The organism is Mycobacterium attenuatum (genome assembly GCF_900566085.1).
Taxonomy (GTDB): Bacteria; Actinomycetota; Actinomycetes; order Mycobacteriales; family Mycobacteriaceae; genus Mycobacterium; species Mycobacterium attenuatum.
On the sequence record NZ_UPHT01000107.1, the window covers coordinates 39,869 to 52,725 of the forward strand.

At 65.5% G+C, this 12,857-nt stretch carries 12 protein-coding genes and 1 pseudogene; 8 read left to right on the top strand and 5 right to left on the bottom strand.

The features are described from left to right. Positions 1-933: a LysR family transcriptional regulator gene (locus tag EET13_RS17750; RefSeq protein ID WP_122443509.1), complete on the bottom strand. Its 933-nt coding sequence runs from the start codon at positions 931-933 to the stop codon at positions 1-3. A 100-nt stretch (positions 934-1,033) separates the two neighbouring features. Here EET13_RS17750 and EET13_RS17755 point away from each other — a divergent pair, with 100 nt between their 5' ends. The 3 genes from EET13_RS17755 to EET13_RS17765 all read left to right on the top strand — a co-directional run bounded on the left by EET13_RS17755 (position 1,034) and on the right by EET13_RS17765 (position 4,076). Beyond that, positions 1,034-2,410 carry an FAD-dependent oxidoreductase gene (locus tag EET13_RS17755; protein WP_244603973.1) on the top strand — a complete coding sequence of 459 codons (1,377 nt, stop codon included), beginning with the start codon at positions 1,034-1,036 and terminating at the stop codon, positions 2,408-2,410. A gap of 2 nt (positions 2,411-2,412) precedes the next feature. Continuing rightward, entirely contained in the window at positions 2,413-2,739 is a 327-nt protein-coding gene (gene fdxA / locus EET13_RS17760; protein WP_122443537.1) for a ferredoxin, read from the top strand. Positions 2,740-2,855: 116 nt separating this feature from the next. Continuing rightward, a complete protein-coding gene (locus EET13_RS17765) occupies positions 2,856-4,076 on the top strand; it encodes an alpha/beta hydrolase family protein (protein ID WP_122443511.1) in 1,221 nt (406 codons plus the stop codon). Positions 4,077-4,097: 21 nt separating this feature from the next. Here the strand turns inward: EET13_RS17765 and EET13_RS17770 are convergent, their stop codons facing one another. Continuing rightward, positions 4,098-4,895 (bottom strand): 1-acyl-sn-glycerol-3-phosphate acyltransferase, encoded by a 798-nt coding sequence (locus tag EET13_RS17770; RefSeq protein ID WP_122443512.1) that lies wholly within the window; start codon positions 4,893-4,895, stop codon positions 4,098-4,100. Positions 4,896-5,213: 318 nt separating this feature from the next. Beyond that, positions 5,214-5,331, bottom strand: a pseudogene (locus EET13_RS32855) (ClpX C4-type zinc finger protein); the annotation flags it as partial. Positions 5,332-5,424: 93 nt separating this feature from the next. Between EET13_RS32855 and EET13_RS17780 the strand changes: the two are divergent. The 3 genes from EET13_RS17780 to EET13_RS17790 are packed head-to-tail and all read left to right on the top strand — an operon-like array spanning position 5,425 to position 8,895. Beyond that, entirely contained in the window at positions 5,425-6,687 is a 1,263-nt protein-coding gene (locus tag EET13_RS17780) for an alpha/beta hydrolase (protein WP_122443513.1), read from the top strand. Then, entirely contained in the window at positions 6,684-7,688 is a 1,005-nt protein-coding gene (locus EET13_RS17785) for a tocopherol cyclase family protein (RefSeq protein WP_122443514.1), read from the top strand. Before EET13_RS17780 ends, EET13_RS17785 begins: the two co-directional genes overlap by 4 nt. A gap of 49 nt (positions 7,689-7,737) precedes the next feature. Then, positions 7,738-8,895, top strand: a complete 1,158-nt coding sequence (locus tag EET13_RS17790; RefSeq protein WP_122443515.1) for an acyl-CoA dehydrogenase family protein — start codon at positions 7,738-7,740, stop codon at positions 8,893-8,895. Here EET13_RS17790 and EET13_RS17795 read toward each other — a convergent pair. After that, positions 8,875-9,588, bottom strand: coding sequence for a mycothiol-dependent nitroreductase Rv2466c family protein (locus EET13_RS17795; RefSeq protein ID WP_122443516.1), 714 nt, complete (start codon positions 9,586-9,588; stop codon positions 8,875-8,877). The genes EET13_RS17790 and EET13_RS17795 overlap by 21 nt on opposite strands. 237 nt (positions 9,589-9,825) lie before the next feature. On the opposite strand from EET13_RS17795, the gene EET13_RS17800 reads away from it, so the two are divergent. Next, complete coding sequence (locus tag EET13_RS17800) at positions 9,826-11,004, top strand: hypothetical protein (protein ID WP_122443517.1); 1,179 nt, start codon at positions 9,826-9,828, stop codon at positions 11,002-11,004. Positions 11,005-11,109: 105 nt separating this feature from the next. Here EET13_RS17800 and EET13_RS17805 read toward each other — a convergent pair whose 3' ends face one another. Continuing rightward, the gene (locus EET13_RS17805; protein WP_122443518.1) at positions 11,110-11,550 is read right to left on the bottom strand and encodes a protease inhibitor I42 family protein; all 441 of its coding nucleotides are present in this window, start codon (positions 11,548-11,550) and stop codon (positions 11,110-11,112) included. A gap of 185 nt (positions 11,551-11,735) precedes the next feature. Between EET13_RS17805 and EET13_RS17810 the strand changes: the two genes are divergently transcribed. Next, positions 11,736-12,830: a DUF5685 family protein gene (locus EET13_RS17810; RefSeq protein ID WP_122443519.1), complete on the top strand. Its 1,095-nt coding sequence runs from the start codon at positions 11,736-11,738 to the stop codon at positions 12,828-12,830. Positions 12,831-12,857: the final 27 nt, after the last annotated feature.

Sequence of the window (12,857 nt, forward strand, 5' to 3'; positions counted from 1 at the left end):
CTACCCGGAGCGGATATGGCTGAGCAGCTCCCGGATGGCTCCGGCGGGTGGGGTGCGCCCGCCCACCCAGATGGCCCGGAACTGGCGGCGCAGATCCAATTCCGGCACCGCAACTGCGCTCAATCGGCCGACCGCGAGGTCGTCGGCAACTGCCAGCCGGCTCATGGCCGCTGGCCCGGCGCAGGCCAGCACCGCGGCCCGCATGGCCGCGGCGGAGGACAATTCGAGCACGGGCGGCGCTTGCTGCGCGTCGTCGCCCAACACCTGGCGTAGCGCCACCGTCAGCGAATCGCGGATGCCTGAACGCGGTTCGCGAGTTACCAAGGGTGTTTGCGCGAGTTCGCGCGCGCTCACCGGCTGCGCCCGCCGAGTCCACTTGTGACCTGGCGGCACCACGATCACCAGCTCGTCATGGCCCACCACACAGCTGCCTAATCCTTTTGGCGGCCCCGGGTTTTCGACGAACCCGAGATCGGCGGTGCCACCGCGAACCGCGGCGATCGCGTGCTCGCTGTTGGTAGCCGTCAATATCACTTGCGGGGCGCTGGAACCGCGCCGCCGGGCCGCGTCCTGTAACGACAGCAACCAGTGCGGCATCAGCTGTTCGGCGATCGTCTGGCTGGCCACCACCTTGATTCGCTCGCGCCCCTCCTTACGCAGGGCCCCCAGGCCCGCGTCGACCTCGTTCGCGACGTCAAGCAGGCGCGCAGCCCATTCGGCGACCACCACGCCGGCCGGAGTGAGTTGTGAACCACGAGTCGTCCGGACGGCCAGCGTCACACCGACCTGGGCTTCCATCGCCGCGAGCCGTTTCGACACGGCCTGTTGCGTCAACCCGAGTTCGCGGGCGGCACCACCGAGGCTGCCCGTCTCAGCGATCGCCAGAAAGATCTCGAACGAGGCGAGTTCGGGCATGCGGTAACTGAGCGGCATGCTTGATGAAACCACGAAAACGACGACACAACCATTGTTTGTGACAACACAACATCGAAACCTCTACCCCGGCCCCGTGCAGACGAGAACCATGAGAATCATGACCCGTCCATATCACGTAGCGATTGTGGGTTCCGGTCCGTCGGGATTCTTTGCCGCGGCGTCGCTGTTGAAAGCCGCCGACGCCGCCGAGCAGATCGAGGTGGCAGTCGACATGCTGGAAATGCTGCCCACGCCATGGGGTTTGGTGCGTTCCGGTGTGGCACCCGATCACCCCAAGATCAAATCGGTCAGTCAGCAGTTCGAAAAGACCGCCGAAGATCCCCGATTCCGGTTTTTCGGCAACATCACGGTCGGCCGCCATGTCCAGGCCGCAGAACTCGCTGAGCGCTACGACGCCGTGATCTACGCCGTCGGCACCCAATCTGACCGGCCCCTGGGCATCCCCGGCGAAGAGCTGCCGGGAAGCGTCGCCGCGGTCGATTTCGTCGGCTGGTACAACGCGCACCCGCACTTCGAGCAGATGTCCCCCGACCTGTCGGGACCCCGCGCCGTCGTGGTGGGCAACGGCAACGTCGCGGTCGACGTGGCCCGCATCCTGGTAACCGAGCCCGACGTGCTTGCAGTCACCGACATCGCCGATCATGCATTGACGGCGTTGCGCGGCGGCACTATCGAGGAAGTGGTGATCATCGGCCGGCGCGGTCCGCTGCAAAGCGCGTTCACCACCCTGGAATTGCGCGAGCTGGGCGAGCTCGAGGGAGTCGACGTCGTCGTCGACCCCGCCCAGCTGGAGGGCATCAGCGACGACGACGCGACGGCCGCCGGCAAGGTTGCCAAGCAGAACATCAAGGTGCTGCGCGACTACGCCACCCGTGCGCCCCGGCCCGGACACCGCCGGATCGTGTTGCGGTTCTTGACGTCTCCCATCGAAATCACAGGGAACGACAAGGTGGAAAGCATCGTGCTCGGCAGCAACGAACTGGTCAGCGACGCCGGCGGGCGAATAGTGGCCAAGGACACCGGCACACGTGAAGAACTGCCGGCCCAGTTGGTGGTGCGGTCGGTGGGCTATCGCGGTCTCGCCACGCCAGGGCTGCCCTTCGACAGTAAGAGCGCCACCATCCCACACACCGACGGCCGGATCGCGGACAGCCGAAACGAATACGTCGTCGGCTGGATCAAGCGCGGGCCGAGCGGGGTGATCGGCACCAACAAAAAGGACGCCCAGGAGACCGTCGATACCCTGCTCGCGGACCTGGCCGCCGGCCCCGGCACCCCAAACCCCGCCGAGGATCGTGCCGACCAACTCGCCCAGTGGCTGGCCTCGCGGCAGCCGCAGCTGGTCAGCGCCGCACACTGGCAGCTGATCGACCGCTTCGAGCGGGAAGCCGGTGCCGCGCAACAACGCCCGCGGGTCAAGGTTGCAAGCGTGCCGGAATTGCTTCGCATTGGCGGCTATCAAGAAGGAGAATGATTGTGGCATATGTGATTGCCGAACCCTGCGTCGACATCAAGGACAAGGCCTGCATCGAGGAATGCCCGGTCGATTGCATCTATGAGGGCGCTCGGATGCTCTACATCCACCCCGACGAGTGTGTCGACTGCGGCGCGTGCGAACCGGTGTGTCCGGTGGAGTCGATCTACTACGAGGAAGACCTACCCGGCGAGTGGAGCGAGTACCAGCAGATCAACGCCGACTTCTTTGCCGAGCTCGGTTCGCCGGGGGGCGCGTCGAAGGTCGGAATGACCGAGAACGACCCCGCGGCGGTCGTGGAGCTGCCTCGCAAGGCCGAGGCGACCTAGAGCCGGACCTAACCCCCGCAACTCCCTGCGAAAGGCCCTGCGCTGCAGGGTTACCGTACCCTGGGTCTTAGGCTGATCGAAAAGGCCAGATCGCACGAAACAGGGTTACAGACGAGATGCCGGACATCGACCAGACAGACCGGCGCCGCGACAGCGCACATCCGCTGCTACAGGTGCTGGGCCCGATCACGCGCACCAGCGGCTTCTATGCGCGGTCCTGGGGCGCCTATCTGGACCGCCAGCCCGACGAACTGCCGGTGGCCCGGCCCACGATCGCGCTCGCGGCGCAGGCGTTCCGCGACGAAATCCTGCTGACCGGCTTCGGCCTGCTGAGGTCGGTGCCCAGCGCCTCATCATTGGAGCGGATCGATCGAGAAGTGCTTGCCGCACTTGAGATCTATGAAGACAACGGCTGGCTGGCCAACCCCGAGGGGTTCTTCGCCGCACCCCCGCCCCTGACCGAGGTCTCCGTCAAACGCGTAGATCGCATGGGGCGCAGCTATCAGCGCCTCTCATTCGACAGCGGCTATGAGCCCCACCCCGGCGAACCCGGCCGTGACCGATGGCTGAGCTACCCGGGTAACAACCGCGAGTACGCCTTGATGTTGCGCCACCGCCGGCCGCGGCCATGGCTGGTCTGTGTGCACGGTGCGGAGATGGGACGGGCCGGGCTCGACCTGATGCTGTTTCACGCCTGGTATCTGTATCGCAACCTCGATCTCAACGTCGTGCTGCCGGTGTTGCCCCTGCACGGGCCGCGTGCACGCGGTCGGCCAAACGGCGCCGCGTTTCCCAGCGAGAATGTGCTCGATGCGGCTCATGGCGCGGCCCAGGCGGTGTGGGACATCCGGCGTCTGCTGTCCTGGATCCGTGCGCAACAGCCCGACTCGATGATCGGCCTCAACGGGATATCCCTGGGAGGTCTCATCAGTTCGCTGGTCGCCAGCCTCGACAACGAACTCACGTGCGCGATCCTAGGTGTGCCTGCCGTCGATCTGGTGGAGCTGGTCGGCCGCCACGCCGGCCTCAGCGGCCAGCGTCACCTGCGTCAGACAATGAAGTCGGCCCGGCCTATCGGCCGGATGATCTCGCCGCTGGCCTTGACTCCCCGTGTCCGGATGGAGGGCCGGTTCATCTATGCCGGCGTTGCCGATCGGCTGGTGCACCCCCGTGACCAGGTCAACCGCCTCTGGGAGCACTGGGGCAAACCGGAGATCCATTGGTACCAAGGCGGTCATACCGGTTTCTTCCGCTCCCGGCCGGTACAGCGGTTCATTGACGACGCGCTGGCACAGTCCGGGATGGTGGACCCGGCGAGGTTACGGCCGAGGCGCTAGGACGGCTGGGCGCCGCAGGTATCAGCCCAGGATCGGGAAGTGCCGCTGGGCGGCCAGCTTGTCGAGCGCCCGCTGCATCACCTGCCGCACGTGCGCGTCGACCTCTTTGACGTCAGGAGCGTCGCCGAATTGCTCGGCGACGTCGACCGGCGGCAGCACCTCGGCGACGATCTTGGTGGGCAGCGGCATGTTGACCGGGGCGACAATGCTGAGCCCGAACGGGAAGCCGAAGGTCACCGGCAGGATGTTCGTACGGAACAGCTTGCGCTCCAACGTGGTAAGTCCCAGCGCGCGGACCAGTCGTCTGCCGCGAGTCAGGAAGAACTGGCCTTCCTGGCCGCCGATGGAGACGGCGGGCACGATCGGCGCCTTTGCCGCGACGGCGGTGCTCACATAGCCGGTTCGGCCACCGAAGTCGATGACGTTCTCCCGCAGCGTGGGCCGATAGACGTCGAAGTCGCCGCCGGGAAATACCAGCACGACGGCGCCGGCGGCCAATGCCTTGGCGGCGTTGTCGCGCGTCGCGCGGATCACCCCGGTGCGCTTGAAGAACTCGCCGGCCGGGCCGGCGAACAAGGTGTCGAAGCCCAGCGCGTACAGCGGGCGGTCGTAGCCGTACTTGTCGTAATAGCCCACGGCGAACACCGACAGGTCGACCGAAACCAGGCCGCCGGAATGGTTGGAGACCACCAGGGACGCGCCAGGCGGGATATTGCCCAAACCACGCACCTCGGAACGGAAATACCGCCTGACGATCGGCCGGGTCAGCGTGATGACGTGCTCGGTCAGGCTGCGGTCCCAGTGGTCGATGTCGCTCATGTCTGTCCCTGGCGCATAGGTGCTGAGCCAGAACCGATGCTACGCCCACCCGGCGGCGCGGGACCTACTGTTCTCCGGAGAATCTTTCCCATGCGGACTGCCGGGTGATACCAAGAGCCGCACCAATTCTCGACCACGTCACGCCACGGCGACGAAGCTCGGCCACCCAAAAACGCAGATCGGTCTCGACTTGCCGGGCCACCACTGCCATGCGCGGAATATGGGCGAGCATCTGCTTGTCGCTCATGGACTCCCACACCGGCAAGCGAAGCTCGGCGGGCTGGTCGCGGTACTTAGCCATAATCGCCTCGGCTACCCCGACGCACTCGTCGCAGATCTGCACTCCCGGACCGGCCACGAGCTTGCCCACCTCGGTGTTCGACTTGCCGCAGAAAGAGCACCAGATCTGCGCGGTTGCCGGAGTTTGCGGACTCATCGTCATCCCCATCTGTCAGGTTCTCCTGACAAGCTTAGGACGTCAGGGGCTGCCTGACAAGCGGTCAGAAGGCGAGCTAAGTAAGGTGGCCCCATGGGCAGAGCTCAGGTCATCCACGTCATCCGGCAAATCGGCGCCCTGGCGGTGGCGGCGGTAACCGCGACCTCCACACTCAATGCATATAGACCGTTGGCACGCAACGGGTTTCCGTCGCTGTGGTCGTGGATTTTCGGTCTGGTGGTCACGGAGTTTCCGTTGCCGACACTGGCCAGCCAGGTCGGGGGGCTGGCCTTGACAGCCCGCCGCCTGACCCGACCGGTACGGGCGATCTCGTGGCTGGTGGCGGCCATCTCGGCGGCGGGGCTGCTGAACTTCAGCCGCTCAGGCCATCGAGCCAACGTCCCGCTCGCGGCCGCATTGGACAGCGGTCTGGGGACCGGTCGCCGCACCGATTCGGACGGCTTGTGGCGCCGCGCGGCCGGCGGTGGCACCGCCAAGACTCCTGGCCCACTGCGCATGCTGCGGATCTACCGCGACTACGCCCACGACGGCGACATCAGCTACGGGGAGTACGGTCGGGCCAATCACCTCGATATCTGGCGACGCCCGGATCTCGATCGTTCCGGCAAGGCGCCGGTGCTGTTCCAAATCCATGGCGGCGCCTGGACGACCGGAAACAAGCGCGGACAGGCCCATCCCTTGATGAGCCACCTGGCCGAACTGGGCTGGATCAGCGTGGCCATCAACTACCGGCACAGCCCGCGCAACACGTGGCCCGATCACATCGTCGACGTCAAGCGCGCCCTGGCCTGGGTCAAAGAACACATCAGCGAGTACGGGGGCGACCCGGACTTCATCGCCATCACCGGCGGCTCCGCCGGCGGTCACCTGTCGTCGCTGGCGGCGCTGACACCCAACGATCCGCAGTTTCAGCCGGGATTTGAAGACGCCGATACCCGGGTCCAGGCGGCGGTTCCGTTCTACGGTGTCTACGACTTCACCCGCTTCGACGATGCGATGCATCCGATGATGCCGGCGCTACTCGTGAAATCCGTTCTCAAACAACGCCCCGCGGCCGGCCTGGAGCCGTTTACCACCGCCTCACCGGTCAACCATGTTTCCGCGGATGCTCCGCCGTTCTTCGTGCTGCACGGCCGCAATGACTCGCTGGTGCCCGTCGAGCAGGCACGCGCGTTCGTCGCGGCCCTTCGCGACGTCAGCACCCAGCCCGTCGTGTACGCCGAACTGCCGCTTACCCAGCATGCTTTCGACATCTTCGGCTCGGTCCGGGCGGCGCGTGCCGCGATCGCCGTCGAGCAGTTCCTGGCCGAGATCTACGCGAAGCGGCACCGATGACCGCCGCATACCTACGCTGGGCAGCCGAGGGTATCGCCAAGCGGCTGGTCGACGCCTATCGCAGCACCGGCGCCGACCTGCCCTTCGGTGATCCGCTGCCCTCCCATGGCTGCGAAATGGAGGGCTGGTTCTGGCGCCTCACCGACAGCGCCTCGGATCGTGTCGTGGTGGGACTGTGCAGCGTCAACCGGCACCCGGACGGAGACTGGGCCACCGTGGCGGTAGCGCTGCATCCCGGCGGCATCGTGCGATCGGCGGCCTTGGACGGCGCCGAAGCGGAATCCTCGCCTTTCATGGTTCACGCCGGAACCGGGCCCGCCGGCAGTTTCGCAGCCGGCGCCGACCAGCTGCGGATCGACCTTGGCGACGTCCATCTGGACCTGCGGTTCGCCGACTTGTTCCAATGGCCCAAGGTTTTTGGGGGCGGCGGGCTCTTCTCCTCGATCCCGTTTCTGAACCAGTACTGGCATCCCTACCGCCTGGGCGGGACAGCGAGCGGCACAGTCGAATTCAGCGGCGGCGCCTGGGAATTCGACGATGCCCGGCTATACGCCGAACGCAACTGGGGTGCAGGGTTTCCCGAGCGCTGGTGGTGGGGCCAGGCACACGATTTCGACGGCGCAGACGTTTCCGTCGCGTTTTCGGGCGGGCTTCTTCAGCTCGGCCCGATCCGCCAGGACGTCACCGGAGTGGTGGTGCGATTCGGCGATGAGGTGATCCGGATGACACCGCCGGCGCTGGTGCAGTCACAGATCAGCGAAGACCGATGGCGTATCCGAGCGCTCACGCCGCTGTACCAGATCTGGCTGGACGGTGCCGCCCCCGGCCGCCACCCGCACGTCTTACCGGTGCCACTGCCCGCGGAGCGGCGCAACGTCGACACCGACTTCGAGCATCTTGCCGGTCGGCTTCATTGTGTGGTGCGCAAGTTCGGGCGGGTGATTTTCGACGGCACCTCCGAGCTGACGGGACTGGAAATCGGCAGCCGGCCGACCGGGTAGCGACGTCATCCGAGCCGGTCGCGCCCGCCCGAGACAGTATGGTCAGCACATGACGGCCGGTATCACCGACGCATTCGTGGATCGCCTGAGCCAGCGCGCGCAGGAGGCGGAGGAGCTTCGCCAGTTACCCGCCGCCACGGTCGCTGAGTTGGTCGACTCGGGTTTCTTCGATCTGCTGAAACCTAGGCAATACGGCGGCCAGCAAGCCGAATTCGCAGCGATCTTCGATCCCGTGCGCCGGATGGCACACGGCTGCGCCGCTACCGCCTGGACCGCGGCGTTCTACACATTGCACAACTGGATGCTGGCCCTATTCGACGAGCGGGCACAAAGCGAGGGGTTTGGTTCCCGCCCGTTTCTGGCTTCGGCACCGTTGGCACCCACCGGGCGGGGGGTTGCGGTCAACGGGGGCGTTCGGCTGTCCGGTCGCTGGTCGTGGGCCACCGGTGTGATGGACGGCAACTGGACCATCGTCGGTGCGCTCTGCGGTCCCCCCGAACACGTGGACGCGATTTACCCCGCGCTGGCTTTGGTGCCCGCCGGCGACATCCGGATTGTCGACGTCTGGCAAACCGACGGGATGCGCGCCACCGGCTCCAATGACCTGGTCATCGAGGACGCCTTCGTTCCCGAGCACCGACTGGTCAAGGTCAGTGACATCTACGGCGGCACCGCTCCGGGTGCGCAGCTGTACGACGCGGCCGTCTACCGCTGGCCGCTGGTGCCCGCACTGGCGCTGGTGGCCGCGATGCCAGCGCTGGGTGCGGCCGAGCGCGTCACCGCCATCTTCGCCGAGCGACTCCACGAACGCGTCCTGGCCTACGAAGGCGGCCGGCAGAAAGATAGACCGGCCGCTCAGGCCCGACTGGCCGAGGCCCGTGTCCGGCTGCGTGCACTGCACGGGCTGCTGTCGGGCACCGTCGAGGGAATCGAGCAGATCCTGACTGCAAAACAGCGGGTACCGCGTGCGGTCCGCGCCGATGCCCGCCTGGCCGCCGCGCACATCGTGCGGGAATCACGCGCGGTGATCACCGCCCTGCTCGAGGCGTCGGGCGCCAGTGCGCACTTTCTGAGCAACCCGCTGCAACGGGCGAAACGCGACGTCGACGTACTCAGTGGCCATGTGGTCTTTGACTACGACGTCAGCCGAGAACTGGCCGGTGCCTTGGCAATTGGCGTCAAAATCTCACCCATCGCCATGGTGTGACGTGCGTCCGGCAAGGCGATCGACATCGACGACTTCACCGCGATTGATGCTGACCCAATCGCGCCCGTCGAGGTAAGGACGCAGGCTTTGGGCGATGAGCTCGGCATCGGCCGGAGACTTCGGCCGCTGCAGCTCGTAGACATGCGGCAGTTCGGCCATCCCCATCACGACATTCCACAGTTTGAGGGCGTCGGGTCCGGTCGGCGGGTCCACCAGCACCGGCCCGAACAGGCATTGGCCCTCGATGAACAACGTCGGCACGCCGTATCCCCCTGCGTCGACGACCCGCTGGTGTTCGGAGCGGATCTCCTCGTGGGTGGTCGGATCGGCAAGGGCCGCATCAAGAATCGTCTCGTCGGCACCGATATCGCCCAGCAGGCGCCGCGCAACGGCGGGGTCATGCGGTTTGCCGCCAAGCGTGTGCAATTCATGACCGATCGCCGCATACCACTTGTCCAGCAAGGACATATCGGTGCGGCGCAATAGCGCGCCGATACGCATCAACGACCAGCCATAGGACCAGTCGCGCTCCCACGGGTGCTTCTTGCCCGCTACCCGGTTGATCTCCTCGAGGCTGAAGAACCGCCAGTTGACGATGATGCCCAACTGTGCCCGGACGTCGCGGATCCACACCGAGGTCTGATGGGCGAACGGGCACATAGGGTCAAAGTGAAAATCTACGATAGGGCTCATCACGCTTGACCTTTCGACTGGCGTTGCTGCGTAGCTTAGCGCGGGCACGCCGCACGGAAGGCCGTGCTTGCAATCACCCGTTGAGGCCCAAAGGCCCTAGCAGGTGCCGGGTGTTTGATGCAGTGTTGCGGTAGACCGGCGCGCAGAAGCGCCAGGGGGTTTTGTATGAACAGTTTTCTGGGACGCCAATCCCATGCGGCGTCGAGGAGTTATGCCACGATTTTCCGGAGTCGGGGCATGAAGCTGCGCTGGTTCGTGGTGCTGGTCGGCGTTATTTTGATGGTATTCGGCACGGTGATACCCGTTGCCTGCGGTCGTCAGCCAAACGATTGCGGAAATGGAGCTGCCTGCGAGCCCACAAAAGGTGCGCCGGATGCAGAACGGGTGCCCGCTGCGGACCGAAAGCATGCAGGTCGGTTGCTGGATGCGGCACGACAGTGCGAGGACGACATGCACAGCGCCCACCCGCCTGCGGCATGTTATGTGGTGGTGTCCTGGGAGCAAAGCCGCAAAATTCCCTATCAGGACGCTATCGAGCTGGCCAACAAATTGATGAAGCAAGGTTTTGCGGATGCCCTTTCCGCCGCTTCCGAGAAGCCGTGGGCTCCCTATTCACTGCAAGCGTGCAATTGGTATCTGGGCGCCCTCGGAGCAATCTTGGATATTCCCTATTTCAGGGATCGCTACTATGACGGGGTCTACGACGAAAAGCTGCGCAACGCCGACAAAATGAACGAGTTTCTCGCGCAAGCGGTCAAGAATCCAGCCAGAAGCGGCTGGAAACTCGTCGGTGTAGGTATTGATCCCGGGTCTACGGTCAAGGACCTGGCAAATGCAGGTCAGTTCGTTGTGGCGTCGTCGCATAGCATCCCGGGCCGCACGGAATATGGGCACATCGCGATTGCGGCTCCGGACTACCTCGACAAAGAATCCGATCCGGCGGTGGCAGGCAATACCGGGCCGTGGATCAGATACTCGGCGTACCAGGGGACACCACATATTACGAGAAGCACCAAGACCAGCATCATCTTCGGCAGCAGCGTTACCCCGCCGATCTGGGTGCAGTACGTGGGCAAAGACTGGCTCGTACCGTCGGGAGAAAAGAAACTCCCCTGCGTGGACCTGAACGGCGATGGCATCTGTGACGACCTGCCCGGCGGCGGGACACCGCCCTCGCCGACGTATGTCTGCGTCGAGTGCCCACCTGGCTATCACTGTGGGCATAATCCGGAACGATGCATCCCGGACGCAACCACGCCGGTGACCACCAAGCCCTCGTCGCCGCCGGTCACCACCAAGCCCTCGTCACCTCCGGTGACCACCAAGCCGTCAACGCCGGTCACCACCAAGCCCTCGTCGCCGCCGGTGACCACCAAGCCGTCAACGCCGCCGACCACGACCGAACACCCCGCGTGAGCGACGCTCGCCGAGACCGACATCAGCGCGACGTCCACTCCGAATTTTTCTGCGTTGGTGTCGAACTCGACGTCGCACGAGTCAGCCCAACTCGTGCGGCATACGCTATTGCACAGTCACTTTCGCGGTGAACGTACAGGTCGGCGCGTTGTCGCCACCCACGAAGCTGGCGTAGCCGGTGGTAATGGTGGTGTTTCCGGGTTTGAGTGCGGTGAATGTCCACACCTCGGTGCCGGGTGCGCCCATCACGTCGGTGTTGGGCCGCACATATCGGTGGCTGACCTGTTTGAGCACCGTGGTGTCACCGATCGTCGTATCTTCCGCCCAGCGGAACGGAGTCGTGTAATTCGACCCCAACGTCACCTTCAGCGTGTCACCGACCGACATCGTGATGTCCCGTTCTATAGCGCTTTGCTTCAACACGTCGTCCATCGGCACTTCGATGCTCTTGGTTGCCGGAGGCCGAGCCTTGCTGGCACAGCCCAGGCAACCCCACACCACCGACAAGACAACCATGGCGACGGTCACCATGAGCCTGATCTTCATCGACACCGCCCTTCAAACAATCAGGGTTGCAGCCTAGTCGCCTGATCGGGATGGCGTTGGCCGGCAAGGACATTTGCTTGCCGTGCCTGCAGTCGCCATGGCGAGATCCGCGGCCGGGTTCTCGGGTGCCGAACGAGCCGGCGTTTCCGAACGCGAGCCCAGCCCTGGTCCGGTAGCTTCAACGCGTGTTTGGCATCATCCGGCCCTGCCGTCATCGACTCGGTGGCGAACTCACGACAGCATGGCGAGCCCAGTTATGCGGACTGTGCCTGGCGCTGCGTGACGACTACGGCCAGGCCGCGCGGATCGCCACCAACTACGACGGCTTGGTGGTCTCGGTGCTGGTCGAGGCGCAGTCCGACGTGGAACCGACGCGACGGACTGCCGGCCCGTGCCCATTGCGCGGGATGCGGCGCGCAGATGTGGCGACGGGTGAGTGCGTGCGGCTGGCCGCCGTGGTGTCTTTGGCACTGGCCGCCGCACGGGTACGCGATCACGTCGATGACCGCGACGGCGTGGTCGGTGCGGCCCCGGTGCGCGTCGCGGCGCGCCGCGTCGCCGACCGATGGGTACGTCAAGGTAGCAATGCCGGACAATCCCTCGGATTCGACGCCGGCGTGCTGGTGGCCGCGATCGACCGGCAAGCCGAACTCGAGGCAATGGTCGGTCGGGCGGGTCCGGGCAGCTCGCTGCTGCTGGTGACCGAGCCCACCGAGACGGCGGTCGCCGCGGCGTTTGCGCATACCGCGGTGCTGGCTGGCCTGCCGGCCAATCGGGAGCCGCTGCGTGAGGCCGGAAGGCTGTTCGGGCGCATAGCACACGTGCTCGACGCAGTCGAGGATTACCGCGACGACGCTGCCCAGCGAAAGTGGAATCCGTTGGCGGCCACCGGAACGTCAGTTGTGGCGGCCCGCGCAGTGTGTGACGACGCAGCGCTGGGCATCGAACTGGCATTGGCCGACGTCGAGTTCACTGACGGGCGTCTGGCCCGACGGTTGCTGACCCGCGAGGTGCGCCGCGCAATATCGCGCACATTCAACCGAGCCGGTTACACCGCGCACGGCGGGACACCGCATGGCGAGCAGGAAGGGATCAACTCCGGCAACCAGGCGATGGGTCCCGGCGCACCCGAGGAGCTGGTGGCCCATCCGGAGCCCGCCCGCAAGCAGGGATGCTGGAACACCTGCACCGACGCATGCTGCTGTGATTGCTGCGGCGAAGACTGCTGCTGCGACTGTGGCGACTGCTGCGACTGTGGGGATTGCTGCGATTGCTCGTAGTCCGGGCCACGTGGCCGCGGGGCCGAT

Coding starts and splice junctions, on each gene's coding strand:
- EET13_RS17750 (WP_122443509.1), bottom strand. CDS start 933: ATGCCGCTCAGTTACCGCATGCCCGAACTCGCCTCGTTCGAGATCTTT.
- EET13_RS17755 (WP_244603973.1), top strand. CDS start 1,034: ATGACCCGTCCATATCACGTAGCGATTGTGGGTTCCGGTCCGTCGGGA.
- EET13_RS17765 (WP_122443511.1), top strand. CDS start 2,856: ATGCCGGACATCGACCAGACAGACCGGCGCCGCGACAGCGCACATCCG.
- EET13_RS17770 (WP_122443512.1), bottom strand. CDS start 4,895: ATGAGCGACATCGACCACTGGGACCGCAGCCTGACCGAGCACGTCATC.
- EET13_RS17780 (WP_122443513.1), top strand. CDS start 5,425: ATGGGCAGAGCTCAGGTCATCCACGTCATCCGGCAAATCGGCGCCCTG.
- EET13_RS17785 (WP_122443514.1), top strand. CDS start 6,684: ATGACCGCCGCATACCTACGCTGGGCAGCCGAGGGTATCGCCAAGCGG.
- EET13_RS17790 (WP_122443515.1), top strand. CDS start 7,738: ATGACGGCCGGTATCACCGACGCATTCGTGGATCGCCTGAGCCAGCGC.
- EET13_RS17795 (WP_122443516.1), bottom strand. CDS start 9,588: ATGAGCCCTATCGTAGATTTTCACTTTGACCCTATGTGCCCGTTCGCC.
- EET13_RS17800 (WP_122443517.1), top strand. CDS start 9,826: ATGAAGCTGCGCTGGTTCGTGGTGCTGGTCGGCGTTATTTTGATGGTA.
- EET13_RS17805 (WP_122443518.1), bottom strand. CDS start 11,550: ATGAAGATCAGGCTCATGGTGACCGTCGCCATGGTTGTCTTGTCGGTG.